The organism is Nonomuraea fastidiosa, assembly GCF_042751225.1.
GTDB classification, from domain to species: domain Bacteria; phylum Actinomycetota; class Actinomycetes; order Streptosporangiales; family Streptosporangiaceae; genus Nonomuraea; species Nonomuraea fastidiosa.
Genome location: NZ_CP170570.1, coordinates 1,290,488 through 1,313,561, shown reverse-complemented (window position 1 = coordinate 1,313,561; position 23,074 = coordinate 1,290,488). Strand labels below are relative to the sequence as shown.

The 23,074-nt window shown below is 71.9% G+C and carries 20 protein-coding genes and 1 pseudogene; 12 read left to right on the top strand and 9 right to left on the bottom strand.

The window, feature by feature from the left end; genetic code table 11:
* Positions 1 to 98: 98 nt before the first annotated feature.
* The 4 genes from ACFMQL_RS05875 to ACFMQL_RS05860 all read right to left on the bottom strand — a co-directional run bounded on the left by ACFMQL_RS05875 (position 99) and on the right by ACFMQL_RS05860 (position 5,308).
* Positions 99 to 866, bottom strand: a complete 768-nt coding sequence (locus tag ACFMQL_RS05875) for a hypothetical protein (RefSeq protein WP_378784847.1) — start codon at positions 864 to 866, stop codon at positions 99 to 101.
* 5 nt (positions 867 to 871) lie between these two features.
* Entirely contained in the window at positions 872 to 2,533 is a 1,662-nt protein-coding gene (locus ACFMQL_RS05870) for a WD40 repeat domain-containing protein (protein ID WP_378790138.1), read from the bottom strand.
* A complete protein-coding gene (locus ACFMQL_RS05865; protein ID WP_378784845.1) occupies positions 2,455 to 4,317 on the bottom strand; it encodes a serine protease in 1,863 nt (620 codons plus the stop codon). Before ACFMQL_RS05865 ends, ACFMQL_RS05870 begins: the two co-directional genes overlap by 79 nt.
* Positions 4,318 to 4,483: 166 nt before the next feature.
* A complete protein-coding gene (locus tag ACFMQL_RS05860; RefSeq protein ID WP_378784843.1) occupies positions 4,484 to 5,308 on the bottom strand; it encodes a hypothetical protein in 825 nt (274 codons plus the stop codon).
* A 170-nt stretch (positions 5,309 to 5,478) separates the two neighbouring features.
* Here ACFMQL_RS05860 and ACFMQL_RS05855 point away from each other — a divergent pair, with 170 nt between their 5' ends.
* The gene (locus tag ACFMQL_RS05855; protein WP_378784841.1) at positions 5,479 to 5,760 is read left to right on the top strand and encodes a hypothetical protein; all 282 of its coding nucleotides are present in this window, start codon (positions 5,479 to 5,481) and stop codon (positions 5,758 to 5,760) included.
* A gap of 142 nt (positions 5,761 to 5,902) precedes the next feature.
* Here ACFMQL_RS05855 and ACFMQL_RS05850 read toward each other — a convergent pair whose 3' ends face one another.
* Positions 5,903 to 6,211, bottom strand: a complete 309-nt coding sequence (locus ACFMQL_RS05850; RefSeq protein WP_378784839.1) for a hypothetical protein — start codon at positions 6,209 to 6,211, stop codon at positions 5,903 to 5,905.
* A gap of 413 nt (positions 6,212 to 6,624) precedes the next feature.
* Here ACFMQL_RS05850 and ACFMQL_RS05845 point away from each other — a divergent pair.
* From ACFMQL_RS05845 to ACFMQL_RS05830, 4 genes and pseudogenes are all read left to right on the top strand, one after another.
* Positions 6,625 to 6,888 (top strand): annotated as a pseudogene (locus ACFMQL_RS05845) (Dabb family protein); the annotation flags it as partial.
* Between the two features lie 243 nt (positions 6,889 to 7,131).
* Positions 7,132 to 7,584: a (2Fe-2S)-binding protein gene (locus tag ACFMQL_RS05840; protein WP_364059546.1), complete on the top strand. Its 453-nt coding sequence runs from the start codon at positions 7,132 to 7,134 to the stop codon at positions 7,582 to 7,584.
* Positions 7,581 to 8,564: an FAD binding domain-containing protein gene (locus ACFMQL_RS05835; RefSeq protein ID WP_378784837.1), complete on the top strand. Its 984-nt coding sequence runs from the start codon at positions 7,581 to 7,583 to the stop codon at positions 8,562 to 8,564. Before ACFMQL_RS05840 ends, ACFMQL_RS05835 begins: the two co-directional genes overlap by 4 nt.
* Positions 8,561 to 10,738 (top strand): xanthine dehydrogenase family protein molybdopterin-binding subunit, encoded by a 2,178-nt coding sequence (locus ACFMQL_RS05830; protein WP_378784835.1) that lies wholly within the window; start codon positions 8,561 to 8,563, stop codon positions 10,736 to 10,738. Before ACFMQL_RS05835 ends, ACFMQL_RS05830 begins: the two co-directional genes overlap by 4 nt.
* Before the next feature lie 123 nt (positions 10,739 to 10,861).
* Here the strand turns inward: ACFMQL_RS05830 and ACFMQL_RS05825 are convergent, their stop codons facing one another.
* From ACFMQL_RS05825 to ACFMQL_RS05815, 3 genes are all read right to left on the bottom strand, one after another.
* Positions 10,862 to 11,554 (bottom strand): TetR/AcrR family transcriptional regulator, encoded by a 693-nt coding sequence (locus tag ACFMQL_RS05825; protein ID WP_364058171.1) that lies wholly within the window; start codon positions 11,552 to 11,554, stop codon positions 10,862 to 10,864.
* A gap of 39 nt (positions 11,555 to 11,593) precedes the next feature.
* Entirely contained in the window at positions 11,594 to 12,424 is an 831-nt protein-coding gene (locus tag ACFMQL_RS05820; protein ID WP_378784833.1) for an alpha/beta fold hydrolase, read from the bottom strand.
* Between the two features lie 168 nt (positions 12,425 to 12,592).
* A complete protein-coding gene (locus tag ACFMQL_RS05815) occupies positions 12,593 to 12,784 on the bottom strand; it encodes a hypothetical protein (protein WP_364058165.1) in 192 nt (63 codons plus the stop codon).
* Positions 12,785 to 13,339: 555 nt separating this feature from the next.
* On the opposite strand from ACFMQL_RS05815, the gene ACFMQL_RS05810 reads away from it, so the two are divergent.
* From ACFMQL_RS05810 to ACFMQL_RS05795, 4 genes are read left to right on the top strand one after another with little or no spacing between them, the layout of a single operon-like run.
* Positions 13,340 to 13,849 (top strand): DUF4365 domain-containing protein, encoded by a 510-nt coding sequence (locus ACFMQL_RS05810; RefSeq protein WP_378784832.1) that lies wholly within the window; start codon positions 13,340 to 13,342, stop codon positions 13,847 to 13,849.
* Positions 13,846 to 14,946 carry a hypothetical protein gene (locus ACFMQL_RS05805; protein ID WP_378784831.1) on the top strand — a complete coding sequence of 367 codons (1,101 nt, stop codon included), beginning with the start codon at positions 13,846 to 13,848 and terminating at the stop codon, positions 14,944 to 14,946. Before ACFMQL_RS05810 ends, ACFMQL_RS05805 begins: the two co-directional genes overlap by 4 nt.
* A 2-nt stretch (positions 14,947 to 14,948) precedes the next feature.
* Positions 14,949 to 15,584, top strand: coding sequence for a hypothetical protein (locus tag ACFMQL_RS05800; RefSeq protein ID WP_364058156.1), 636 nt, complete (start codon positions 14,949 to 14,951; stop codon positions 15,582 to 15,584).
* Entirely contained in the window at positions 15,581 to 18,706 is a 3,126-nt protein-coding gene (locus tag ACFMQL_RS05795) for an ATP-binding protein (protein WP_378784830.1), read from the top strand. Before ACFMQL_RS05800 ends, ACFMQL_RS05795 begins: the two co-directional genes overlap by 4 nt.
* Before the next feature lie 72 nt (positions 18,707 to 18,778).
* Here ACFMQL_RS05795 and ACFMQL_RS05790 read toward each other — a convergent pair whose 3' ends face one another.
* Positions 18,779 to 19,762 (bottom strand): LacI family DNA-binding transcriptional regulator, encoded by a 984-nt coding sequence (locus ACFMQL_RS05790; RefSeq protein ID WP_378784828.1) that lies wholly within the window; start codon positions 19,760 to 19,762, stop codon positions 18,779 to 18,781.
* A 207-nt stretch (positions 19,763 to 19,969) separates the two neighbouring features.
* Here ACFMQL_RS05790 and ACFMQL_RS05785 point away from each other — a divergent pair, with 207 nt between their 5' ends.
* From ACFMQL_RS05785 to ACFMQL_RS05775, 3 genes are read left to right on the top strand one after another with little or no spacing between them, the layout of a single operon-like run.
* Positions 19,970 to 21,307, top strand: coding sequence for an extracellular solute-binding protein (locus tag ACFMQL_RS05785; protein ID WP_378784827.1), 1,338 nt, complete (start codon positions 19,970 to 19,972; stop codon positions 21,305 to 21,307).
* Between the two features lie 4 nt (positions 21,308 to 21,311).
* On the top strand, positions 21,312 to 22,199 hold the full coding sequence (locus tag ACFMQL_RS05780; RefSeq protein WP_378784825.1) for a carbohydrate ABC transporter permease: 888 nt from the start codon (positions 21,312 to 21,314) through the stop codon (positions 22,197 to 22,199).
* The gene (locus tag ACFMQL_RS05775) at positions 22,199 to 23,071 is read left to right on the top strand and encodes a carbohydrate ABC transporter permease (protein WP_378784824.1); all 873 of its coding nucleotides are present in this window, start codon (positions 22,199 to 22,201) and stop codon (positions 23,069 to 23,071) included. The genes ACFMQL_RS05780 and ACFMQL_RS05775 overlap by 1 nt, the downstream gene beginning before the upstream one ends.
* Positions 23,072 to 23,074: the final 3 nt, after the last annotated feature.

Below are 23,074 nucleotides of genomic sequence, written 5' to 3'. Positions count from 1 at the left end.
GCGCAGCGTGGTGACCCGGGGGCGGCGCGTCAGGCCGGGCCGCGGCTCGCGGATCGGCGAGCCGCTCTCCACGGCCTCGGCTGGCCGTATGCGGTGGCTCAGGGGGAGGCGCACGGGGCGGTGTCGGTGCCCGGCGGGAGCTGGGCCCGCTCCGCCGCGGTGAACGAGCGCCCGCCCAGAACGGCGCACACGTGCGCGGCCCAGTCGTCCGGCGCGCTGGACAGGATGGACGCCTCATTGGCGTTGTAGAGCAGCTTCCTGCCCCTGTCGAACAGGGTGAGGGTCCCTTCCGCGTCGCCGATCTTGGCGATGGAGAACGCGGGATTGTAGCGCAGCTCCGGGTTCGCCTTGCGGAGCTGGAGCAGGTCGAAGATGTAGCCCTGGGACGGGCCCTCGGGCCGCGTCGCCGTCGGCTGTCCCGACACCGGCAGCGACCAGGCCGTGAAGTGCTCGCCGGCGGTGCCAGAGTAGGTGATGAGGCGGGCCAGATCGGGGCTCGCCGCGACGGTGCCGAACGCGCCGTCGCCGGGGAGGAGATGGCTCCTGGTGGCACGGCCGAGCGTGAGGTCCCAGTGCTCGACCTCTCTCGTCTCCCGTTCGATGACCAGGGCGGCGGTGCCCTCGGTGTTCGGCAGCACGACCAGCGCCTGGTCCGCGTCCCACGTCGCGCCGGTGGGAATGCGCTCGCTCAGGTCCACTCCGGCGAACGCCTGCCGCAGCGGCCCGGTGTCCCAGACGGTGAGCATGCCCCCGGCGAAGACGACCAGACGGCCGTTCGCGGCCGCGTGCAGGCTGAGCGGTGCCGGATCGGCCGAGCCGGCGGGCAGGCGCGCAGAGCCGATCGTGCGCAGGTCGGGCACCGACATCAGCGTCAGGTCGGGGAGCCGGCCCTGATCACCGCGATCTCCTGACGCCCGGTCAGCGCGACCACCCGCGTTTCCACTCCGGGGTCCGAGCCGCTGTCCGGGGCCGCGAGCCGCTCGCTCACCAGCAGCTTCGACGCGGCGTCCCACACGCGCAGGCGGCCGTCGCCGTCGTAGGTGACGACGTGGCGGCCGTCATCGGTGACCGTGGTCTGGCGCACCGCGTACGGGTCGGTGCCGAGCGTGCGGGCGGCGGGATACCTGACCAGGCCGGGCCCGCCGACCGCCCAGATGCTCCAGCGGCCGTCGCGGCCGGTGACCACGTACGAGGGGGTGTACGTGGCGGGCGCGCCGATGATCCGCCCGGCCCGCAGGTCGATGACGACGTCCTCCACGCACAGCAGCCTGCCGCCGTGGCTCAGCGTGCCCGGCCTGCCGACGTTGCCCTCGCAGCCGCGGATCGTGAGGGGGAAGTCCGCGATCTTCGCGCCGGTGGTCAGGTCGTGGCTGCGCACCCGTACGCCGTCGCGGGTGCGGACGCAGCCGGCCACGGTCCTGCCGTCGTGGGCGAAGACGGCCGCCGTGCGCACCGTCCTGGCCGGGCGTGACCGTCCCGGCTCGAACACCAGCAGCCTGCCGTCGCCCAGGGAGGCCGACAGCCGCCCGTCGTCGGCGATCTGGAGCGTCTGCGCCTCGCCGGGCAGCGAGACGCCGCGCGCCCGGCGCCGTTCCAGGTCCCAGACCCGCACCGTACGCGAGCCCGCCACCCGGACGGCGAGATACCGGCCCGCAGGGTCGAGGGCGAGCAGCGCCTTCCCCTTGGGGATCTCCAGCGTGCCGAGCAGCTCGCGATCGCGGGGTCGCCGCAGCTCGACGACCCCCTCTTCGGTGGCGACGGCCAGCACGCGGCCGTCGGCGGAGAGCGCCGTTCCCGCCAGCGGCGACGACAGCGTTATCCGTTCCGGCAGCGCCGAGCCGCCGTCCGGCTGCCAGATCGCGACCCCGTGGCTCTCCTCCTGGACGACCACGCCGCCGTCCTCGGCGGCGAGGATGCGGTCCGAGGTGACGCCGGAACCGGCCAGCAGCCGTTCCGCGGCGGCGAAGTCGCTGTAGCGGTCGAACAGCACCCGCTGCGCCTTCTGCACGCCGGGGTCGGTGCGGTAGGCGGCCACCGCCTGCAGGGCCGCCAGGTCGGGGTTCGCCTGACCCTTCTCCGCACGGTCGGCCAGGGTCTGCGCTGCCGCGGCCCGCAGCCGCTCCTGCCCCTCCTGCTCCTTGTTCCGGTTCTGGATGAAGAGGAACACGGCGACGAAGACGAGGGCCACGCCCGCGGCCACCGCGACCTGCCACGTGCGCCGGGCCCGAGCCGCCCCGCGGGCGCTCGCCTCGATGAAGGCGCGCTCGTCCTTCAGCAGATCGTCAGGACGTTCCCGCAGCCATTCCCGTGCGGTTTCCAGGTCGGTGCCGCCCAGCAGCCGGGCGGGCTCGCGCTCGGCCGACCAGCGTTCCGCGGCCCGCCGCAGCTCGTAATGCCAGATACGGAACTCGCAGTCCTCCTCCACCCACTCCTTCAGCCGCCCCCAGCGGGTGATCAGCGACTCGTGGGCCAGCCGCAGCGTCCGCACGCCCTGCCGGTCCTCCGCGGCGACCAGCAGCCGGGTGGTCGCCAGCTCCTGGCCGAGCCGCCACTGCTCATCGCCGAGCGCGTCCTGCGGCAGCTCGGCGCAGGACGGGAGGTGGTCGGGGCCTGCCGGACCAGCCGCAGCAGCAAGGAGCGCGCGTGGGGGTGATCGGCGGGGGAGAGCTGCTCGTTCCAGACCTGCTCGGCGTAGGCGGCCAGAGCTCCCGTCGCGCCGCCGATCTCCTGGTACGCGTCGTGCCCCAGCACGCCGCCGCTCTGCCGTTCCCACAGCAAGGTCAGGGCGAACTCCACCAGCGGGAGCTGCCCCGGTTCGTCGCCCGCGTCGTCGAGGATGCGATCGACCAGGCCAGGCTCGAACGCCACCCCGCGCTCACGCGCCGGACCCTCGACCGCCTCCCGCAGCTGATCGCGGTCGAGCGGCGTGACCATGTAGGACGCGTCCCGCCGGAGCTGGGCGGTTTCGAGCTGGGCGAGCACGTCGTGGGAGTAGTCGATCCGCACCGTCAGCACCGTGTGCACGCCCGCCGATGGCGTCCGCAGCAGGGGCAGCAACGCGGACACGAACGCGTCGGAGTCGCCGGCCGCGGTGTAGATCTCCTCGAACTGGTCGATGACCAGCACGACCTCGTCCATGCCGCTGCGGGCCCGCACCCGCTGGACGACCTCGACGATCCCGCCGCCGGTCAGCGCCTGGGCCAGATTCGGCAGCTCGGCCATGCGGGCGGCCTCGCTCTGGTCGGGTTCGAGCGCCGGGAGCAGGGCGGCGGCCAGCGCGTAGACCGGTGTACGCCCATGCGAAGGCCGTACGGTGACCACGCACGCCCTCTCCCGGAGCCTGGGCACCAGCCCGGCCATGACCAGCGAGGACTTGCCGCTGCCTGAAGAGCCGTACACGACCGTGACGCCCGGCCGCGAGGTCCGCTCCAGCAGGTCCGCGACCTCCTGACGGCGGCCGAAGAAGACCTCGGCGTCGCTCTCCCTGAACGCCTCCAGCCCTCGGTACGGCGCGGGGGCCGCCGCCTGGGCCGCAAGGTCGCGCAGCAACACGTCGGCGGGGATCACGTACGGGGCGCCTGAGCCGTCGGTGGTCAGGATGCCGATGAGCGCGTTCAGCTCCTCGTCCCATACGACGGCCCCGCTGAAGCCGGGCGTCAACTCGCGCGCCTTATCATCAACCTGGATCCAGCCGTCACCGCGCCGGCCGCGCAGCTCTCCTGGCGCCCATTTCCCGCCGCCGTGCGCGCCGGGGAAGCCCAGCACCCGGATGGAGTGGCCCCAGTGGTCGTCCGCGATGACCGGCCTGGCCGGCTGCGCGCCCTTTGGAGGCGGCTCGGCCAGCCGCAGCACCGCGACGCCGGCCTCTCCGTCCCACGCCGCCACCTCCGCCGTGATCGGCTCGTGCGCCCGGCCGAGCAGCGGGAAGTCCACTTGGACGGGCTCGTCCGGCCTTTCGCCGTCCTCCAGCCCCAGAGCCGCGCTGACGACGCGCGTGCAGGTCACCACGTCCCGCTCGCCCATTAGGCAGCCGCCACCACCGGACACTCCCATCGGGCCCCGGACGCGAGCGGCGGAAAGTCCCAGACGCACGCCTCGCCCGGTCCTCGGCGACCCGGCCGCTTCTGGGGTGGGCGGCGGCTCGGCGGCGGGCGGGGACGGTGCGGCGACCTCCCGAGACGGGGCCGACGGCGGCCGGCGAGCATAGTAGATGGCCATGATCCCGGTCCACATCCCTGCGCCGCCGAAGAGCATGCCGAGCGGGCTGGACTTCTTGTCCACGACCTCAAGGATCGGGTCGGGCAAGGGCAATGCCATGTACACAGCCCCGCTCAAAGTCAGCGCCGCGGCTGATCCGATCAGGAAGATCCACGCGACCCGCTCAATCCACGAGCGCCGGCGTGCACGGCGTCGTTCCAGGGAAGTGGGCACAATTCCAGAGTGCCTCTCAGAAGATCTTCCGCGCCGGAAGATGGCGATCCTGTTATCCGGCCGCCACGGCCGGGACCGGCTGCGGCGCCTGGGCAGCAGCGGCACGGGAGCGCTCCGCGCGGGGGAGCAGCACGGCCGTGGCCAGGATGACGCCGGCGGTGATCCACCAGGCGGTGGCCAGGCCCAGGTGCGTCGCCACCCAGCCGAGCCCGGCCGCCGCCACCGCGCCTCCGGCCTGCAGGAGCAGCGAGTCGACCGACAGCAGCGTGGTGCGCTCGGCCGATGAGGCTCGCTGGTGCAGCATCTCGCCGCGGAGCAGCTCGCTGACGCCGCAGCCGACGTACAGGGTGACGTAACCGAGACCGGCGAGCACGATCGCGAAGGCGCCGCCGAGCGAGGTGGAGGCGGCGAGGACCGCGAGCGACAGCGCGGTCAGGCAGGTGCCGGTGATCGCACCCCGGCGCGAGCCGCGCGCCAGCCGGGCGGTGAGCGGGGCGAGTGCGCTGCCGAGCGCGCTGCCCGCGTACCCGATAGCGCCGACGGCGGCGTAGACCATGCCCGCGCTCTCCGGCTGCCCGGTGAGCTCCTGCAGCCGTCCGGGCGTGAAGATCTCGATGGCGTTGAGCACGACGCCCACGCCGGCCGCGACGAGCAGCAGCCTGGTGACGGCGCGTTCGCGCAGCCCGCTGCGCAGACCGGCGGTGATGGCGACCGGCACGCCGCGCAGCACGTTCCCGAACGAGGCGGCGCGCTCGCGCGGCGGCTCGGGCAGGGCCGCGAGCGTGACGGGGAGCTGCACGGCGGCGGCGGTGGCGGCCAGCAGCATGGGCACCGACAGCGGCACGAGCGGCCCCAGCGACCAGGACGCGGGCAGCACCAGCGGGACGATGCCGCCGACCAGCGTGCCCCCCGCACAGCGCTATGGAGCCCATCGACGCGCCCCTGGCCAGGCCCGGCTTGAGGTCCGCGCCGGGGCCGTCGGCGGCGTGCATGGTGTCGACGTACCAGGCTTGGGCGGGACCGCTGGCCAGCGCCCGGGAGACCGCCTTGAGCACGAACGCGACGGCGAACAGCCCGAAGCCGGTCGCCAGGCCCATCAGCACCAGACCGGCCAGGGAGAACAGCGCGGAGGCCGCGATCGTCGCGCGGCGGCCGATGACGTCGGCGAGCCCGCCGGTGGGCAGCTCCAGGGCGACGACCGCGATGGAGTGGATCGCCATGACGAGTCCGACGGTGGCGACGTCCATGCCGCGCTGGAGCATCAGCAGGACCATGGGCGCTCCCATCAGCCCGGCGGGCAGCCAGGCGAGGAAGCTGACGAGCGCGTAACGACGGGCGGCGGTGCGAGCGGTGAGTGGCACCTTGGCGGCTGTCATGATGCCACCGTAAAACCGCAAAGCCTTTTTTGCAAAGGCTTTTTTGCGATCTTGGGACGGAAGGCGTCGCTCCGGGGAGCAGAGCGGGTCGGGGGCTATGCGGACAGCAGGACGGTGGTGAGCGCGGGCAGCTGGTCCCACCAGCGGTCGTAGCGGCGACACGGGTGCGGCTCGCGTTCGGCCAGCCACGCCACCAGGGCCTTCGCCTCGGCGGCGAGCCCGTCCCACGCCTCGTCCGGCGGCGGATGGAACGGCGCCGCCTCGTCCGGGCGCGGCGCTCCCCGCAGGTCCCACAGCATCTTGCCGCCCGGCCCCGCCACCTGCTCGACCTCGCCGTCCATGGCACGCAGCGCGCCCTTGACCCGGGCCTGCTGGACGAGCGCGAACCGCGCGATGTCCGCCACCGAGGCCGGTCCGAACGGGTGTCGGCGCGCAGGCCGGCCGAGACGATGGCCACGGCCTGCCCGGCCGCGATGATCTCGAACTTCTCCTCGGGGGGGCCTCGACGAGCGGGCCGTCCGGCGCGGACGCACCACGATCCGCTTCCGCTGGGGCTCGCCGACGGCGGCCACGCTCGCGGCGGGCAGCGTGCGGTACTTCCGCGACGGCCGGCGGCGCTTCCACGCCCTCCGCATCCCGCACGAGGGCCGCTTCGAGCTCCAGATCATCCTCGCCTGACGCGGGCCGGCGCCCCACCCGGGTATCGCTGCTAACGTGCTGCCGTTAGCGGCGCTTGACGTAATCAGTGATAACAAAATACTGTTGTCGATGCTTGCATTGATCCGCGCGCGCTCGGCCCGTACGGAGAAGGAGCATCATGATCTTTCACGGCAGCAGATTCACCTTCCGCGAGGGCGTGCCGCCGGACCAGCGGGAGGAGGCGCTCCGGGCCCTGCGCGAGCAGGGGCGGACCGTCCCGCAGGTGACCGCCTTCGTGGTCGGCCGCGACGTCGGCGGCGAGTACGAGTGGAGCGCGGTCTTCGCCGTCGAGGACCTCGACTCCTACCGTGCGTTCCTGACCCACCCGGCCGTCGGGTGCGCCGAGCGGGTCCTGAGGCCGCTGCTCGGCGCGTCCACCTCGTTCGACCTCACCGACGACGACGGCCCCGAGGCGGGCGCGGAGGTCGCCGAGCTGCGCCGGCGGCTGCTCGGCACGCCCGATGACTACGAGCGCGACGTGCCCACGCACACCCGCCGTACGGTGCTCAAGGCCGTCGCGGTGGGCGCGGCCGTGGCGGGAACGGGCCTGCCCGCGCCCGCCGCCGCGGCGTCCACCGCCGAGCAGGCGTACGCCGTCGCGCCCGGGGCGTCGGTCGAGGTCTCGCTGACCGTCAACGGGCGGCCGCGCAAGGTCGTGCTGGAGCCGAGGGTGACGCTGCTGGACGCGCTGCGCGAACGCCTCGGCCTGACCGGCACCAAGAAGGGCTGCGACCGGGGCGAGTGCGGGGCCTGCACGGTGCTGGTGGACGGCGAGCGGGTCAAGTCGTGCCTGACGCTGGCGGTGATGCGGCAGGGCGCCGAGATCACCACGATCGAAGGGCTGGCGCGCGGCGACCGGCTGCACCCGGTGCAGCAGGCGTTCATCAGGAACGACGCCTTCCAGTGCGGCGCGTGCACGCCCGGCCAGATCATGTCCGCCGTCGCCTGCATCAACGAGGGGCATACGGGGTTTCAGGCGGAGATCCGCGAGTGGATGAGCGGCAACCTGTGCCGGTGCGCGGCGTACCAGAACATCGTCGCCGCCGTCGCGGACGCCGCGAAGGAGGTGCGGCGATGAGGGCCTTCGGATACACGGTCGCCCGTAACCCGGCGGAAGCGGTACGCGCGGCGGCGAGCACCCCGAACGCGACGTTCGTGGCGGGCGGCACGGACCTGCTCAACCTCATGCGCGACGGCGCGGAGGCGCACGACCACCTCATCGACGTCAACCGGCTCGGCCTCGACGCGATCACCCTCGGCTCCGGCGCGCTGCGCATCGGCGGCGCGGCCAGGATGCGGCAGGTCGCCGAGCACCAGGCCGTGCGGCGCGAGTTCCCGCTGCTGTCGGAGGCGCTGCTCGCCTCGGCGTCCCCGCAGGTGCGCAACATGGCCTCGATCGGCGGCAACCTGCTGCAGCGCACCCGCTGCGGCTACTTCCGCGACGCGGCGTCGCCCTGCAACAAGCGGGTACGCGGCAGCGGCTGCCCGGCGATCGCCGGGCACAACCGGGGACACGCGATCCTGGGCGGCAGCGAGCACTGCATCGCCACCCATCCCTCCGACCTGGCGGTGGCGCTGACCGCGCTGGAGGCGACCGTACGCCTGCTCGGCCCCGGCGGCGAGCGCTCCGTTCCCATCGCCGACTTCTACCTGTCGCCCGGCTCCACCCCCGACAGGGAGACGGTCATGCGGCAGGACGAGCTGATCACCGGGGTGGACGTGCCGCGCACCGCCCTGGCCGGGCGGTCGCGCTACCTGAAGCTGCGCGACCGGGCCACGTTCGAGTTCGCGGTGGTGTCGGTGGCGGCCGCCCTGCGGACGACAGGCGGCCGTGTGCAGGACGTACGGCTGGCGTTCGGCGGCGTCGGCACCCGCCCGTGGCGGGACACCCGGGTCGAGGCCGCGCTGCGCGGACGGCCGCTCACCGTCCAGGCGATCGAAGCGGCGGGCCGGCTCCTGGTCAGGGACGCCAGGCCGTACGAGGCGAACGGGTTCAAGGCCGAGCTCGTCCAGCGCGGGCTGGTGAGCATCCTGAGCGAGCTGGGAGGGCTGCGATGAGCGGGCTCGTAGGGCAGGACGTCGCACGGGTCGACGGCCGGGCGAAGGTCACCGGTGCCGCCCGCTACGCGGCGGACCAGCAGGTGCCCAGCGTGCTGCACGGCGCGCTGGTCATGAGCACGATCGCCAGGGGCGAGGTGCTGGAGATCGACAGCCGGGCGGCGCTCGCGCACCCCGGCGTGGTCGCGGTCTACACGCACGCCGACATGCGGAAGCTGAACGTGCCGAACTTCCCGTACAACCGGCGCTTCATCCCCATGCAGGACGCGCGGGTGCACCACCAGGGGCAGCCCGTCGCGTACGTGGTGGCCGAGACCCTGGAGCAGGCGCAGGAGGCCGCCGCCCTGGTGAGGGTGCGCTACCGCGCCGAGGAGCCGGTCGTGCGGCTGGCGGACGTGCTCGACGAGGCGTTCCTGCCGCAGAACTTCCGCGACCGGCCCAACGAGATCAAGCGCGGCGACGCCGCGGCGGCCTGCGAGCGGGCCGAGGTACGCGTCGAGCGGACGTACAGCAGCCCGATGCAGCACCACAACCCGATCGAGCCGCACACCACCACCGCCGTCTGGGAGGACGGCGTGCTGACCCTGTACGAGAGCACCCAGGGCGTGATGTTCGTCCGCGACATCGTGGCGGCCGCGTTCGGCTTCGACAAGCCCGCGGAACGCGTCAGGGTCATCTCGCCCTACCTGGGCGGCGGCTTCGGCGCGAAGGCCCCCGTCTACCCGCACACGCTGCTCACCGCGGCGGTGGCGGAGCTCTGTGGCCGGCCGGTGAAGCTGGTGCTGACCCGCGCGCAGATGTTCACCTCCAACGGCCACCGCGCCGAATACCGCCACCACCTGCGGCTGGGCGCCGACAGACAGGGCGAGCTGACCGCCATCGTCAGCACCTCGACCGCGCAGGTGACCCGACTCGACGAGAACATCTACAACGGCAGCGACTCCGCGGTGCGCCTGTACGCCTGCCCCAACGTCCATGTGCGGCAGCTCGGCGTACGGCTCGACCTGCCGACGTCGAGTTACATGCGCTCGCCCGAGACGACCGCCCACTTCGGGCTGGAGACCGCCATGGACGAGCTGAGCTACGAGCTCGGCATCGACCCGGTGGAGCTCAGAATCCGCAATCACGCCGACGCGGACCAGCAGGCCGACCCGCCTGTCCCTTATGCCGACAAGCGGCTGCTCGACTGCTACCGGATGGCGGCCGAGGCGTTCGGCTGGGAGCGGCGCGATCCCAGGCCCGGCGCCACCAAGGACGGCGACGAGTACGTCGGCTGGGGCATGGCCACCGAGGTTCACACCCACAACGTCATCCCGGCCCAGACCCGCCTCGTCATCGGCACCGACGGGCGCGCCACGCTGCGGGTCGCCTCACAGGAGATCGGCACCGGCACCTACACCGTGCTCAGCCAGATCGTCGCCGACGGGCTCGGCGTGCCGCTCGGCCACGTCACGACGCTGCTCGGCGACACCGCCTATCCGTCGGCAGGGGTGTCGGCGGGCTCGTCCACGATGCCCAGCGTGGCCGGTCCCGCGGACCAGGCGGCGAGGCAGGCGCGGAAGGCCGTGATCGAGCTGGCCGTCGCCGACCCGCGCTCGCCCTTGCACGGCGTGCCCGCCGCCGAGGTCGAGGTACGGGAGGGCCGCCTCTTCTCCAGGGGTGACGGCGACCGCAGGGACACCTACCGCGACGTCATGAACCGTCACGGCCGCGCCATCGAGGTGGCGGGAACCGGGCAGAACACCCCCGGGCACTCGTTCGGCGCGGTGTTCCTGGAGGTGCGCATCCACCCGAGGCTGGGCAGGCTGCGCGTGACCCGGGTGGTGACCGCGCACGACCTCGGCCGGGTGCTCAACCGCCGCACCGCGCGCGGGCAGGTCATCGGCGGTGTGACGTGGGGGATGGGCTTCGCGCTGATGGAGCACACGATGGTGGACCCGAACACCGCGCGCGTCGTCAACCCGAACCTGTCCACGTACCTGGTGCCGGTCTGCGCGGACGTGCCCTCGGTGGAGACGCTGTTCGCAGACCGGAAGGACGGCGGCATGACCGGGATCCGCGGCTTCGGCGAGACGCCCGGGACCGGCGTGCCCGCGGCCATCGGCAACGCCATCTACCACGCCATCGGCCGGCGGCTCAGGGACGTCCCGTTCACCCAGGACAAACTGCTCTGACCTGCTTTTTCGCCCGCGGCGACGGGTGTGTGGACCCCTCTGCGCACCCGTCGCCGCGGCATGCGGGGACCCCGTGGCGCACCCGTGGCACGGGGTCTCCCGCGGCGCACGCGCCCGGGACCTTCAGCGGTCAGGCGCGTGGTTCGCGGCCCGGTCGAGGAGCTCCTCCAGCAGGGCGCGCTCGCCCGGCGTGTACAGCTCCTTCGCGTCACCGAGCACGGCCTTGAAGCCCACGGCCCGCTGAGCGACGTCCGGCGGGCCCGCGGGCGCGTCCGTGGTGACCGCCGCGAGCAGGGCGTCGCGCAGGCGGCCGGACAGGGACAGATCGCGCTCCTCCGGAGGGGTGCGGATGAGGTTGAGCGTCAGGCCCACGCAGGCCGCGTGGACCATGCCCATGGCCGTCTCGGCGCCGACCGCGAGCCGGCCCGCGACGGCGACCCGTTCGACGATCATGCGCAGCCGCGACAGCGCCTGCTCCCTGCCGATGTTGGACCCTGTTTGCCCGAACATGAGCAGGTACTGCTCAGGGTTCTCCAAGCCGAACTCGACATGGGTGTCCCAGCCGCGCCGCCAGTCGGCCACCGGGTCATCGGAGAACGGCCGGCTGTCCTTGCGGGCGAGGTAGCGCTCGAACCCGTCGGCCGCCACCGCTTCCAGCAGCCCGTTCATGTCGGTGAACAGGCGGTAGATCGTGGGCGCCTGCACGCCGGCCGCCGCGCTGACCGTGCGCGTCGTCACTCCCGCGCGGCCCTTGTCGCGCAGCAGCTCGGTCGTGGCGTCGATGATGCGCTGGCGAACCTCTTCCCGATCAGCCATGTAGCAACGATAACAGAAAAGCGATATCACCCATTTGGGTTACCGGCCGAGGGGGAGGAGCAGGGCCGCCAGCTCACCCGGCACGGACAGGAACGGCGAGTGCGAGGCGGCCAGCGACACGACGGAGGTCGGATTGCCGGGGAACGCCGCATCGGCCTCGGCGATGAACTTCCGCTGCACAGCCGGCTGGATGGCCATGTCCCGGGTGCAGACGACGTACGTACGCGGCACCGAACCCCAGCCCGCAGGCGTCAGCTCCGTCGTCCCCGTCATGATCCCGAACGGGCTGTCGGGCGTCAGCAGCGCGGTGGCGGCCTCGGCGACGGCCGGGTCCACGTCGCCGTAGAACGCCTCACGCAGCCCCTGCCGGTAGGCGGGGTCGTCCGTGGCGAAGTCGAGCCGCAGCGCGCCCAGCCTGGTCGGATCGCCCTGCACCAGCGGCGCCACCCGGTCGCCCGCGGCCTCGGGGATCCGCGTGTACGCCGCCGCCGGCACGCCCAACGCCGGCATGTACGCGGTGACGTAGACCGCGTGCGCCACCAGGTCGGGGCTCTGCTCGGCGACCCGCGTCAGCACAGGCCCCGCCGCGCTGTGGGCGACCACCGTGACCGGCTCGCCGCCGCCGATCAGCTTGACCTGCGACAGCAGCAGCTCGGCCGCGTCGTCGAGCGTCACATCCGCCACCGGCGAGACCTCGGTGGCGACCGCCTCGGGATCGTACGGCTGCCGGGTGAACCACCGCGGATGGCGCGCGTACAGCCCGTGCCCCGCCATGTCCACCGCGACGGCCCGCCGCCCGCCGGCCACCAGATGGGGGACGACCTCGCTCCAGCACCACGAACCGTGCCAGAAACCATGGACTAACACCATCGTTGACATGAGTGCTCCCTGGACGATGCCCGTGCGTCAGGCTTAAGGGAATGGAACGGCGTGGAAAGCCGCGACGGCGACGGCGACCTCGGCGCCACCCCGCGGAACGGCCGCGACCTATCCTCTACGCCCCGCGCTCACATCGCGAAAAGCCGATCGGTGAGCCGTTCAGTCGCCCGCGCGCAGGAGCATCGCCTCGATCTCCGCGCCCGCGTCCGCCGTGCACACGTACGTGGGCTTCCCCGTCGGCGGCTCGACGAAGTACAAGGTGGCACGCTTGCCGCACTTGGCGCACCGGGCGTCGGGCCCGCCGCCGAGCTCGGCCAGGCCGACCTTGAGCTCTGGGATCACAAAAGCCATGCGGGAAGCGTAGGTCGGGATGATCGGCGCTTCCGTGGTGACAGCGTGTCTTGCGGAATCCATGCTCGCAGATGGTGCGGGCACGGAGATGACGGGTCTTGTTCGGCCCCCTGCGAGACAACGACCCGCGAACAGCGGGCGGGACGGTCACCGCCCAGCTTCCGCTCGCGGACGGTGTTCGACATGTCGACGGCGAAGTCGGCTCGCATGGCGTTCGTGCTGAGGTGATCCTTCACTCGCATGCCACGAAATCATCAGGCGCGATTACCGGTCAAAGCAGGATCAGCAGGACGCGGAATTCGTGTCGTCGAGGCCGCCGGCGGGGCTTGCCGATGGGATCGCCGCCGCGGGAAGCGAGACCGGCCTTCTCGCCGGCGCGCAGGCCGAGCGGCCGTTCGGCTGGGCGCACTATTTCGTATATTCGGGGTGACCGTAAAAGAAATCGGGGGAAAAGTGGCTCCGATACGTCGCCAGAGCGAAATCTCTCTTCCTCTTGGCCGCGAGATGGATACTCTCTAGCCTGCGGATCGGGCGGTCGGCGGTGAGGGAGATCGCGTGCTGGACCAGCGGAACCATCAAGGCAAGTTCGCCGAGGACTACGTGAGGGTGCTCGCCTCCGCGGCGGGCCTGCTCGTGTATCAGGACGATCTCGACTACGACGGCATCGACCTGGGCTTTCGCTATCCGGGAAGGGCCGGATACATCTCGTCGCCCGCCATCGAGGTGCAGGTCAAGTCGTGGTCGACGCCGCTGTTCAAGGGCCCGCATCTGCAGTATCGCGGGCTGAACGAGGTGCAGTACAACAAGCTCGTCGAAGGCCCGTTTCTCGTTCCGCGTTACCTGTTTCTCGTCGTCGTCCCGCCGGAGGCCGAGCGTTACGCGCGCGTGGAGACCGAAGGGCTGACGCTGCGCCGGCTCTGCTATTACCGCGGATTCGAGGGCGAGCAGCCCATCGCCGCGCCCAGTACTAAGCGAATTGTGCCGATTCAGGTGCCTTTGGGGAACGTTTTAACAGTTCGTGCGTTACGTGAGCTCGTCGGGGCGCCCACGGGGTCACTCGCGTGATCGAGGGCCTGTCGGTCTCCGACATCAGCAGTTATCTGGCCGCGACCGGCTGGGTACGCCAGCCGGAGGGCTGGCGAGGCGCGGCCGTCTGGGTCCATGACGGCGATCACGAGGTCCTGGTGCCCGGGGCGGACGGCCTCGCCGACGGGCCACGGCGGCTGCGGGAGATCGTGGCCCTGCTGGCCAAGGTGGAAGGCCGCGCCGCCGAGGACATCGCCTCCGACATCGGTTCGCCCATGGTCGACGTCCAGTGGTACCGCACCCCCATCATCCCCGCTGACGGGCAGTTCGGGCTGGTCGAGGCGGTCACGGCGCTCAACAGCGCCCAGACCGCCCTGAGCGCGGCGGCGCGTGCTGCCTTGACCGGCCCCAGGCCGGTGTTCGACGGCGCTGCCCCCAAACCCGTGCGTGACCTGCTCGCCCGCGTCCGGGTCGGTCCGATCGTGCCGGCCGCCGACCTCCTCACCGTCCGCGTCCCGTTACAGGAGGAGGGCGACGGCGAGCCGCCGCTGGCGCGCCGTACCCTGACCCTGCTCCAGCGTGCCGCGCTGCTCATGCGGGAGGCCGGCGCCGAGGTCCGCAGGACCGGTGACATCAGCGTCTTCGACGGCATTGTGCGCGACGGCGTGTCGGCCGACCTGTGCGCGGCGCTGGCCCGGTTCGCGGGTCCCGATCCCGGAGCCGGTTTCGAGGTCGGTTTCCGCTGGGCCCGCGCGCTGCCCTCGGCGGTACCCGCGCGGACGGTGGTCTTCGACGCCGGAAGCGGGCCCCTGCTGCGCCGCGTCGCCCACCGGCTGCGGCGCCTCCACCGCGAGGGCGCTTCCGTCACGGGTCTCATCGGCGCCCTCTTCGACAACGGGGGCGAGGACAGGTTCCGCGTCCACGTACGCGGCCGGGTGACGACCGGGGACGGCGGGCCACGCGGCTCGATCTGGGTGCGCCTGCCGGACGAGGCCGCCTACGACGTGGCCGTCGACGCCCATAGGAACCGGACCCCCGTGCGTGCCGCCGGAACCCTGATGGACGTCAACGGCCGCCGCGAACTCATAGCGACCAGCTTCGGCAAGGTCGTGGACGATCGATTCGAGGAGAGCTGACCATGGAGAACACCGCCTTCGCAGCCCGGGAGCGGGCCTTGCTTCTGGGGCTGATGACGCTCGGCGGGGCGGCGTCGAACCCGGAGCTTCGCGCTCATATCGGTGACGCCCTCGACGGGAAGCCGCGGCTGCGGATGAACGAGTGCGGCCTCGTCACGAGCGAGAAGCTGGGCAGGTCCTACCACCACACGCTCACCGACGACGGCTGGGCGTGGTGCGTGACGGAGCTGGAGGGCTCGGCTCCCGAGCGCGGCGGATCGCTCGGCCGCACCCTGTACGGGGTGCTCCGCGTGATCAAGGGCTATCTCGACGCGACCGACCTGAGCCTGGCCGAGTTCGTCGTCAAGGCCCGCGAGGAAGGGCCCGCGCCCTCGTCCGATCTCACCGAGGCGATCCGCGACGCCTACTGGAACCTGGCCCGCGAACCGCAGGACTGGGTGCTCCTGACCCACGTCCGGGCCCGGCTGAAGGACGTTCCCCGTGAGGAGGTCGACGACGCGCTCCGGCGGCTGGAGCAGTCCCCGGGCGTCCACCTGGCCCCGGAGGCGGATCAGAAGACCCTGACCGACGAGGACAGGCGGGCCGCCGTCCTCATAGGCGGTGTGGACAAGCACCTCCTGGCGATCGAGGCCCGATGAACGAGAACGAGGAACGCGCGCTCCACGCCATCTCCCGGGTGCTCAACTGGGCGACGACCGCGGAACACGCATGGAACCCGCCTCCCTTCCACGTCGACGGCATGCATCCGCGGGCGGAACAACTGGTCCTCGACGGCATCGACGAGGCGTCCGCCGCCACCCGTACCAGCCCGCTCGGCGTCGTGATCCAGGGCGAGGGCGGAGCCGGCAAGACTCACTTCCTCGGCTGGGTCAGAGGCAAGATCGCGCAGGCGGGCGGCTACTTCTTCCTGGTGGACTTCAGCGCGGGCGACGACTTCTGGCACCGCACCACGAGCGCGATGGTCGAGGACCTCGGACGCTCGGCCGCGGGCCCGGACGCTCCGAGCCAGGCGATGACGGCCCTGCGCGCCCTGGCCGCGCTCGCCGGCGTCGGCGACCGGATCGAGGCGGCGATCGAGCAAGAGTCCGGGCTCGGCCGCGCCGACCTCGACGCCCTGGTGAACGGCCTGGTGGCCAGGAACCGGCAGTTGCTGCGCTGCCGCGACACCATCCGGGCGCTCGCCCTGTACGCCGCCGCGTCCGGCCCGGCACTCGAGGTCGCCCACGACCACCTGACGTCCACCGAGGAGACCGAGGAAGGCGATCGCAAGGCGTGGGGCATGAGCCCCGTCGTCAAGAAGCCGCACGACATCGCGGTCGAGCTGTCGATGATCCTCGCGCTGACCGGTCCCAGCGTCATCGCGGTGGACCAGATCGACGCGCTTTTGGAGCACTCCCGTACGGATGCCGCCGAGCCGCCGGCCGACGCCGAACCGCGTAAGGACGTGATCGACGAGATCGCGAGCGGCCTCATGGCCCTGGTGCACGCCACGCAGCGAACGCTCTGCCTGGTGGCATGCCTGCCCTCGTCGTGGAACCTGATCAGGAAACGGGCCATCGGCACGGCACAGGACCGGTTCCGTCCCTCGCTGATCCTCACCACGATCACCAGCCCGGACATCGCGCGGGTCCTGGTCGAGCGGAGGTTCGCGGTGGCCTTCGCGCAGGCGGGCGTCACGCCGCCCGCACCGACGTGGCCCATCGCCCCCGAGGCGTTCGCGACGGCCCCCGGTCACACGCCGAGGACGCTCCTCCGCCTCATCAGCACGCACATCGCGGCCTGCCGGGCCGATGGCCAGGTGCGCCCGCTGGAACGTTTCGACCGGGAAGAACCGGCCCCCGCGACGGTGACCGTCGCCGAGACCGCTCCCGCCGTGCCGGAGACGAACCTGGCCCGGCTCGACACACGCTTCGCCGACCTGCGCGAACGGGCCGACGGGGAGAGCCCGTTCGACGCGGACAAGGAAGACGAACTCGCGCCGCCCCTGCTGGCCGCCGCTCTCGACGCCTGGATCAAGGAGCAGGGCGAGGCGGGCGAGGCCTTCTCCGTCGATCCGCTGCCGGGCCGCCGCCCCAGCCTGCACGCGAGGTTGCGGCAGGCGCTGGACCCGGAGTCGGAGGAACAGCGGCACTGGACGTTCCGGATGATCGGGGCGCCGCATCACATCGCCGCACTCAAACGGCTGAACGACGGCATCGCCGCCTCCGGCCTCGGCCCGGACACGCCCGACCGCTGCTTCGTCGTGCTCCGCAACCTCGCCTGGTCGGACGGCCCGGCCACGCAGGCCCGCCTGGCGCAGCTCAAGGAGTGGGGCGGGCGCTCGGTCACGGTGCGGGGCGACGATCTGCGTGTCTTCGAGGCCCTGCGGCAGATGGCCGCCGACGGGGACCCGGAGTTCGAAAGCTGGCTGCGCGCCCGCCGCCCGGCCGGCCGCACCGAGCTGTTCACCAGCCTGTTCGGGCCGCCGGCGGCGCAGCCTGCGACCGCGGAACCCGGTCAACCGGCAGGCGAGGCGCGGGAGACGGCGGGCGGCCGCGCCGCGGCCATCACGGTGGGCAGGCGCCTGGACAGCGGCGCGGACCTGGAGATCAAGCTGAGCACGCTCACCCGTCACACGGCCGTGTTCGCCGGGTCGGGCTCCGGCAAGACCGTGTTCCTGCGGCGGCTCATCGAGGAGTGCGCGCTGTTCGGGGTGTCGTCGATCGTGCTCGACTCCAACAACGACCTGGCCAGGCTGGGTGACCCGTGGCCCAGCCCGCCTCCCGGCTGGGGCGATGAGGACGCCGGCAAGGCGGCGCGCTATTTCGCCGGCACCGAGGTGGTGATCTGGACCCCCGGACGCTCGCGCGGGCGCCCGCTGGCCTTCCAGCCGCTCCCCGACTTCACGCCGGTGCTGGACGACCGCGACGAGCTGGACTCCGCCCTCGGCCTCGCCGTCGAGGCGCTCGCGCCCAGGGCGAACGTGGACGGGGCGAGCGCCAAGGCGCGCAAGGGGAAGGCGATCCTCCGCCAGGCGCTGGACCACTTCGCCCGCTCGGGCGGCGGCGACTTCGCCGCGTTCCTCAGGCTCCTCGCCGCCCTGCCGCTGGAGGTCAGCCAGATCGACCGCGCCGATCAGATCGCCGCCGAGCTGGGGCAGCTCCTCACCGCCGCGACGATCAACGATCCGCTCTTCGCGGGCCGGGGCGAGCCGGTGGACCCGGAGCAGTTGCTGACCCCCTCGGAGGGCAAGCGGGCCCGCGTCTCCGTCATCAGCCTCGCCGGTCTCAGCGACGAGGCGAGGCCGGGCTTCGTCAGCCGGCTCCAGATGGCGCTGTTCTCCTGGATCAAACGCGATCCCGCCCGGGACACCCCGCTCAAGGCGCTGTACGTCATGGACGAGGCGCAGACGTTCGTACCGGCGGTGCCGAAGACCGAGGCGCTGGCCAGCACGCTCACCCTGGCCTCGCAGGCGCGCAAGTACGGCCTGGGCCTCGTCTTCGCCACCCAGACGCCGCGCGGCCTGCACAACCACATCGCCGGCAACGCCACGACGCAGTTCATCGGCCGCATCAACAGCCCCACGCAGATCGAGGTGGTCAAAGGGCTGGCCAGAGCCCGGGGCGGCCGCGCGGACCGCGTCGGGCGGCTGGAGACGGGGCAGTTCTACGCCGCGAGCGAGGGCGTCCCCGAGGTCCTCATCCGGGCGCGGCAGTGCCTGAGCCACCATCCCGCCGACCCTCTCACCGAACAGGAGATCATCGAGCGGGCGTCCCGCTGACGGGGCGGGGCCGTCCGGCTGAGCGGTCGCCAGGACGTCCGGCGGGGCCTGCGGGCGGCGCTTCGCCGGCGTTCAGCGGCCAGGCGGCGGGGCGCTGGAGGCGCGGGGGATGAGGCGGGTGGGGAGGCGGACGTGGCGCTGCGCGGGCTCGCGTCCGGCCAGCATCTCCAGCAGGATCTCGACGGCCAGCCGCCCCATCATCTGGATCGGCTGCTCGACGGTGGTGAGCGCGGGCTCGCTCATCACGCTCTCGGGGACGTTGTCGAAGCCGACCACCGAGAGGTCTTCGGGCACCCGCAGGCCCATGGACGCGGCGACCTCCATGGTGGCGATGGCCGACATGTCGTTGGCCGCGAAGACGGCGGTCGGCCGGTCGGGCAGGCTGAGCAGCTCGCGGACGGTGTTGCGGGCGTCGTTCTCGTCGTAGTCGGCGACGCGCACCAGCGCCGGGTCGGCCGGGATGCCGGCGTCGGCGAGCGCCGAGCGGTAGCCCTCCTCGCGCAGCGGGCCGGACTCGAGGTCGCGCGGCGGCCTGCCGAGGAAGCCGATGCGGCGGTGGCCGAGGCCGATGAGGTGTTCGGTGGCGAGCCTGCCGCCCTGGAGGTTGTCGGCGTCGACGGTCGGGACGGTCTCGCGCCCGCTGTGCGGATCGACCGCCACGACGGGGGCGCCGCCGTCGACGTCGAGCACCGTGGGCGTGACCAGCACCGCGCCGTCGATGAGGGTGCCGGACAGCCGTGACAGATAGCGCCGCTCCCAGCCGACCCGGCCCGAGCCCTTGCCGCCGCCCGCGTAGACGACGAGCTCGTAGGCGGTGCCCCTGATCGCGCGGGCGGCGCCCTTGAGCAGCTCGGCGCTGAACGGCTCGATGTCCCAGACCAGGATGCCGATCACGTTGGTCCGCTGGTTGCGCAGGCTGCGGGCCACGAGGCTGGACTCGTAGCCCAGCTCGGCGATGACCGCGCGCACGCGATCGACGGTGGCCGCCGATACGCCGTGCCGGTCGTTGAGCACTTTCGACACCGTCGCGACCGACACACCGGCATGCTCTGCCACGTCGCGGATCGTTACCCGGCCATTGTTCACGCCGCCGATCCTAGCGCATGTAAAACGTTATCGATAACGATTGACATCGGTCTGAGCAGGGCTGCACGATGTCGGACTAAGCCGGACTAACCGCAGCAAGACCGGCGCTGTGCGGTGTCGCGCCAGGGAGCCGCGTCTCCGTGTGGTGCGCAGGAAGGTGCCAGGAAGGTGAAGGACATGAAGACAGCGGTCGGTTCCCCCAGGCCACTGCTCGCGATGGCGCTCGCCGTGCTGATGACCGGCGTCGCCGCGTGCGGGACATCCGGTCCACGGCAGGCCGGCACCGCCTCGGCGGCGGGCGGCGACGCGGGAGGCCCTTCCGCGTGGATCATCAGCGGCGTCACCGCCAAGGCGTTCCAGAACTCGTTCGGCTCATGGAACGCCGCACACCCCGGGCAGAAGTTCGCCATCCAGGAGTTCGCGAACGACCCGTACAAGCAGAAGATCAGGACGGCCGTCGGCGCGAAGCAGGCGCCCACGCTGATCTACGGCTGGGGCGGCGGCGTGCTCACGTCGTACGTGGCCGCCGGCGCGGTCGAGGACATCAGCGACCTCGCCGAGGACCCCGCGGTCAAGGAGCGCTTCCTGCCCTCGATCGCCGCGGTCGGCAAGGTGGACGGCAAGACGTACGCGCTGCCGAACAACGGCGTCAAGCCCGTGGTGATCTACTACAACAAGGACCTGTTCGCCAAGATCGGCGCGCAGCCCCCGAAGACGTGGAACGAGCTGATGGCTCTGGTGCCGAAGTTCAACGCGGCGGGCATCGCGCCGTTCACCGTCAGCGGCCAGGCCAAGTGGCCGCTGCTGCCGTGGCTCGCGTACCTGATCGACCGCATCGGCGGCCCCCGCGTCATGAACGACATCACGGCGGGCAAGCCGAACGCCTGGTCCGACCCGGCGGTGACCGAGGCCACCACGAAGATCCAGGAGCTGGTCAAGGCGGGCGGCTTCGTCAAGGGCTTCTCCTCGATCTCCACCGACAGCGGCGCCGACGTGGCCCTGCTCTACACCGGCAAGGCCGCCATGACGCTCGGCCTGCCCGCGACGTACCAGACGATCAAGACCGCGAACCCGAAGTTCATCAGCGACGGCAAGCTCGGCTACGTCCCCTTCCCGGCCGTGGAAGGCGGCAAGGGCGACCCGGCGAACGTGGTGGGCAACCCGAGCAACTTCTGGTCGATCTCGTCGGCGGCGACCCCCGAGCAGAAGCAGGCGGCCCGCGAGTACATCAAGAACGACCTGCTGAACGACAAGTACGCCGCCGACCTGCTGGCGGTCGGCAACGTCCCGCCGGTGGAGGGCGCAGAGGACGCCATCGCGAAGTCGGACGACCCGGCGTACTACTCGATGATCTACGAGGTGGCGAAGAAGGCGCCGAACTTCCAGCTCAGCCTGGACCAGGCGCTCGCGCCCGAGGCCGGCGACAAGCTGCTCACCACGCTGCAGCAGGTCTTCCTCGAGGAGATCACGCCCGAGCAGTTCGCCACCACCATGAACGCCACGATCAGCGGCTGAGGCGATGCACGTGTCCGCTACCCGTGCCCGCACCCGCAGCGGGCTGCTGACCCTGCCGGCGCTGGCGATGTTCGTGGTGTTCGCGGTGGTCCCGCTGGGCGGCGCGGTGATCCTCAGCCTGACGCGCTGGGACGGCCTCGGCGAGATCTCGTGGGAGGGGTTCGGCAACTGGACCGAGGTGCTCGGCGACCCCGTGACCGGCAACGCGCTCGTCCTCACCGTGAAGATCATGGTGTTCTCGTGGGTGGTGCAGACGCCGATCAGCCTGCTGCTCGGCGTCTTCACCGCCGGGACGCAGCGCTACCGCGCCGTGCTCGCCGTGCTGTACTTCCTCCCGCTGCTGCTCTCGTCGGCGGCGGTGGCCATCGCGTTCAAGGCCGTGCTCGACCCGAACTTCGGGCTGGGCGGCGTGCCGGGGCTCGGCTTCCTGAGCCTGGACTGGCTGGGTGACCCCGACCTCGTGCTGTACGTGGTGATCTTCGTGATCGCCTGGCAGTTCGTGCCCTTCCACACCCTGCTCTACCAGGCGGCCGTCCGGCAGATCCCGGCCTCGCTGTACGAGGCCGCCGACATCGACGGGGCCGGGCGGGTCAAGCAGTTCCGCTACATCACGCTGCCGCAGCTCCGCAACACGATCATCACGTCGTCCACCCTCATGGTCACCGGCTCGCTGACCTACTTCGACGTGGTGTTCGTCCTCACCGGCGGCGGTCCCGGCAACGCCACGCGGCTGCTCCCGCTCGACATGTACCTCACCGGCTTCTCCGCCAACGACATGGGCAAGGCCAGCGTGCTCGCGGTGATCCTGGTCGTGACCGGGCTCGCGCTGGCCTTCTCGCTGACCAAGTACACCGGCTTCGTCCGCATGCGCAGCCAGCAGGAAGGGCTCTGATGGCCGTCACCACCACGACGATCGCCCGCCGCCGCCCGCGAACCCGGGTCAAGGTGCGGCGGCTGCCCAACATCGGCGCCGGCATCGGCGGCCTCGTCTGGCTGGCCGTGATCATCGTCCCCATCTACTACGTGGTGATCTCCAGCCTGCGCAGCCAGACCGGCTTCTTCGACGGCAACCCGCTCGCCCCGCCCGACGAGATCACGTTCGGCAACTACGCGCTGGTGCTGCAGAGCGGCTTCGGGCGGTACTTCCTCAACAGCGTCGTCATCACGGTCGCCTCGGTCGTGGTGACGGTCGGGCTGTCGCTGATGGCCGCGTACGGGGTGGTGCGCGGCGAGGGCCGTCTCGCCCGCATGAGCTTCTCGGTCTTCCTGCTGGGCCTGGCGATCCCCGTGCACGCCACGATCATCCCGCTCTACTACATGATCACCCGGCTGCATCTGTACGACAGCCTGCTCGCGCTGATCCTGCCGTCCATCGGCTTCGCGATCCCGATCACGGTGCTGATCCTGGCGAACTTCATCCGCGACATCCCCAGAGGGTTGTTCGAGTCGATGCGGATGGACGGGGCCACCGACTGGGGCATGCTGTGGCGGCTGGTGCTGCCGCTCGCCCGCCCTGCCCTGGTCACGGTCGGCATCTACGACGCCCTGCACGTCTGGAACGGCTTCCTGTTCCCCCTCATCCTCACCCAGAGCCCCGACCTGCGCGTCCTGCCGATGGCGCTGTGGGCGTTCCAGGGCGAGTTCACCGTGGACGTCCCCGCGGTGCTGGCCGCGGTGGTGCTGTCCACGCTTCCCATGCTCGTCGCGTACGTGCTGGGACGCCGCCACCTGGTGCGCGGCCTCACGGCCGGTTTCGGCAAATGACCC